Origin of the sequence: Glutamicibacter uratoxydans, assembly GCF_006539925.1 — a bacterium.
Classification (GTDB): Bacteria; Actinomycetota; Actinomycetes; order Actinomycetales; family Micrococcaceae; genus Glutamicibacter; species Glutamicibacter uratoxydans.
This window is the reverse complement of sequence record NZ_BJNY01000041.1, coordinates 1-3,085: the sequence shown is the minus strand read 5'-3', so window position 1 is coordinate 3,085 and position 3,085 is coordinate 1. Positions and strand designations below refer to the sequence as shown.

The following is a 3,085-nucleotide window of genomic DNA, read 5'->3' as shown; positions in this document are numbered from 1 at the left end:
TTGGTGGTTGGCGGGGTCCTGGAGGGGCCCCTATTTTCGTTTAACCGGCGGCACTGCCGCCGAGAGTCCGGGATCCATTTCCCAGGCGCGGTGATATTTTGCCGGTTCTGATGTTTCCGGGTGTTCTTATCAAGACAAGCTATGCTTTCGGCAGAATCTTGCCGAAATTAGCGTATTCGTGGATTATGGAGAGAAAGCCCGTCAAGATCGGCACTATTTTGCCGAGTTGGAGTTACTCGTGGATTCTTTGTCCGAGATTGGTTCACTGATGCAATCAGTCCGAAAAGAAAACGGACTGACGCAAGAGCAGCTAGCTGAGCTTGCAGGTATATCTGAACGAACTCTTCGTTCGATTGAAGCTGGCACCGGGAACCCGTCGTTCGCTGCGGTACTCTCAACAGCGGCGATCTTGGGAATCAAGATTTCGGTAGAGCGATGATTGCTGAACTCCAAGATCTTAAGCACGTACGTACTGCAGACGTCTACCAAAATAGAAGCCTGGTTGGGACGCTCACGCGCCTTTCTGACGGCAGCATAGAGTTTTCCTACACTGATGATTACCTAGCTTCAGGAGAACCCGGTATAGCAAGCAGCCTGCCCGTTTCAGCATCGCCCTACATGAGCGGAAGTGGCAGCCTGCCTGCCTTCTTCTCGGGGCTTCTGCCTGAAGGGCACAGACTGACAGTTCTGAAGGATGCTGCCAAGACCAGCTTGTCCGATGAACTAACGCTGTTGATGATCGTAGGTGCTGATACTCCGGGCAATGTGAGCATCGTGCCGTCGGGACGTCAGTTGTCTGATCCACCCGTGGTTGCCAGGATAGATGATCCTTCGAAATTGGATTTTGTTGCTCTCTCGAGAACAATGGACCTTCACTCGATCCCAGGTGTTCAAGACAAGATCAGCGCGACCATGCTGACCACGCCTCTGGCGTTAGGCGAAGCATCTTATCTGCTGAAGCTGGATCCGAGGGATCATCCATATCTAGTTGCTAATGAGGCGTTGCATTTGAATGCAGCTCGCCTGCTGAAGCTCCCAGTAGCCGCAAGCAAGCTGGTCTACGACCGGAACCAGGTCGAAGGACTTTTGGTTGAACGTTTCGACCGGTCACGGGATCCGGAGCTCAGAGGAAGCAGGCGCTTCGCTCTTGAAGACGCCATGCAGGTCTTGAACTTACCGCCGGCTTCAAAGTACGCCGTGACAGCCGAGGAAGCCAGTTTGGCGCTTGCCACACGCTGCCATGCTCCCGTCCTTGCACTCCGAAACTTTTATATTCAATTCCTCTTCGCATGGTTGACTGGCAATGGCGACTTGCATGGGAAGAACGTATCCATCCTGGCGAATCACTCTGGAGGATTTGTGCCGGCGCCAATTTATGATGTGCCCTGCACGCTCCTCTACGGAGATGACACTCTGGCGTTGTCGGTGAGTGGAAAGAGCAAGAATCTCAAGCGCAAGCACTGGGTTGAGTTTGCCGACAGCCTTGGCCTGAATCAACGTGCCGCGAATTCGGCCAATCTGCTGGCCCTCAAAGCCGCTGAATCTGTGGACCTCAGCGTGCTTCCATTCGAGGGGTCGCCACTGAGGGGTACTCAGCGCGAGCTGCGCCATCGCCGCCTAGAGGTGGTCATGTAGCGAGGAGGCTGAAGGCTCTGCTTTGAGCTTTCTGGGATTTGGTCGCCTGAGGATTGAGCCCATGGCACCAGCTGGGGTAGACGCGGAACCCGCGTTTTCCCTTGGTTCCGGCGGAATCTAGAATCCCCAGTTCTAGTAGGTGGGATGTGTCGAATGCGAAGACGCCGAATTGGGGCCCATCCGACACGAAGACGAGTACTCCTGCGATCTTGTTGTCTTCAGGGAATGGAGCCGTCTGTCCAGATCTGTTTCGATGCCACAATGCGACGAATGCACCCGGCTTAGATGGAGTCACGCGAGCAGTGCGAATGCGCCAAGACGCCCCAGCAATGGCGGCCACTCCGGCTTCATAGTCGCTGTGCTGCTCCTCGGGACAAACTGAGTCTGCATTGACGCCGGCTAATTGGCAGTAGCGTTCTAGAGCCGGAAACTGCAAGAACGAGTCCTCTCTTCGGAATCCACTATAAGGATTCGCGTCGAATATAGATTCGAATCCTAACATCAGAAGAGCCCAGCTGCCCTTGGGGGCACATCCCAGGACAGGTTCTACTTGCCCTGAACGGGACAGCAAACGCGCCGGCGAGGACGAAAGCACTGGATTCCTAGGGCAGTGAATTCGCCGGCGAACCATCCCAGGCACTATTCGGCAACTGATGCAGTTCATGCGTTTGCCAAGGCCCGTCAATACGTAGATAGTCGGGCGCGGTCCCGCAGTGGTTGAACCCGCCGTTCTCCACGACGTGACGGGAAGCAGCAATGTCCGTAAGCACTTCACCTTGCAAACAATGAAGATTCTGTTCCGTGAATGCTATACGACTCAGTTCTCTGGGGGACGCGGTCGCAATGCCTCGCCGGGCGAATCGACGGTCAACTGCGTACGCGATCTTGGCTGACTGGAATGCTTCCCAAAAGACCGAGTTCAGGTAGGCGCGGCCTACGAGCGTAGTGCCTGGGAAGACCGGGTACATGAATGATGTGTCTGCTGGCTTTTCGTCCATAGCGTTCTGAACCAGTTACCGCTGATGATCCAGCCTGGAGCACCCATCTGGCCGACACGGCTCCGTGCCCTGCAGGTGAACGCGGTTGTATGCGAGCAAATCAGTAAGAGCTGTGGCACCAGTGATGGTGGCTGTACGAAGCGTGACGGTGATGTGCTCGAGCTTAGTTTTGAGTGAACGGAGGTTCTGCTCTACGTCCGAGGGGTGACTACATAGACGTTTCGAAGGTGTCGGCAGCTGACAAGCTAGCCGACTGTCGACGACGCTGGCATTCATCGAGCGAATTGCTCGCGATGCTATACCTGCACTTATCCGCCAGGTCATTCTCTGAGGCTGTACGAGGGGTTAGCCCGCATTCGTAAGACTGACACTTCATTGGGACATCGGTCTATCAAGAGCCAAGCAGAGTGAAAACACCTCAATTACACCAACAAAGAATGCCATTCTTTTAG

General features: G+C 54.7%; 4 protein-coding genes. 2 read left to right on the top strand and 2 right to left on the bottom strand.

Annotated elements, in window-relative coordinates; genetic code table 11:
- The first annotated feature begins 268 nt into the window (after positions 1-268).
- Both AUR04nite_RS17725 and AUR04nite_RS17720 read left to right on the top strand, forming a co-directional pair.
- Complete coding sequence (locus tag AUR04nite_RS17725) at positions 269-439, top strand: helix-turn-helix transcriptional regulator (RefSeq protein WP_141367636.1); 171 nt, start codon at positions 269-271, stop codon at positions 437-439.
- Positions 436-1,635: a type II toxin-antitoxin system HipA family toxin gene (locus tag AUR04nite_RS17720; RefSeq protein WP_141367634.1), complete on the top strand. Its 1,200-nt coding sequence runs from the start codon at positions 436-438 to the stop codon at positions 1,633-1,635. Before AUR04nite_RS17725 ends, AUR04nite_RS17720 begins: the two co-directional genes overlap by 4 nt.
- Here the strand turns inward: AUR04nite_RS17720 and AUR04nite_RS17715 are convergent.
- Entirely contained in the window at positions 1,628-2,137 is a 510-nt protein-coding gene (locus AUR04nite_RS17715) for a MepB family protein (protein WP_141367632.1), read from the bottom strand. The two genes, AUR04nite_RS17720 and AUR04nite_RS17715, sit on opposite strands and share 8 nt — an antisense overlap.
- 100 nt (positions 2,138-2,237) lie before the next feature.
- Positions 2,238-2,633: a GNAT family N-acetyltransferase gene (locus tag AUR04nite_RS18575; protein ID WP_407646719.1), complete on the bottom strand. Its 396-nt coding sequence runs from the start codon at positions 2,631-2,633 to the stop codon at positions 2,238-2,240.
- Positions 2,634-3,085: the final 452 nt, after the last annotated feature.

Coding starts and splice junctions, on each gene's coding strand:
- AUR04nite_RS17725 (WP_141367636.1), top strand. CDS start 269: ATGCAATCAGTCCGAAAAGAAAACGGACTGACGCAAGAGCAGCTAGCT.
- AUR04nite_RS17720 (WP_141367634.1), top strand. CDS start 436: ATGATTGCTGAACTCCAAGATCTTAAGCACGTACGTACTGCAGACGTC.
- AUR04nite_RS17715 (WP_141367632.1), bottom strand. CDS start 2,137: ATGTTAGGATTCGAATCTATATTCGACGCGAATCCTTATAGTGGATTC.
- AUR04nite_RS18575 (WP_407646719.1), bottom strand. CDS start 2,633: ATGGACGAAAAGCCAGCAGACACATCATTCATGTACCCGGTCTTCCCA.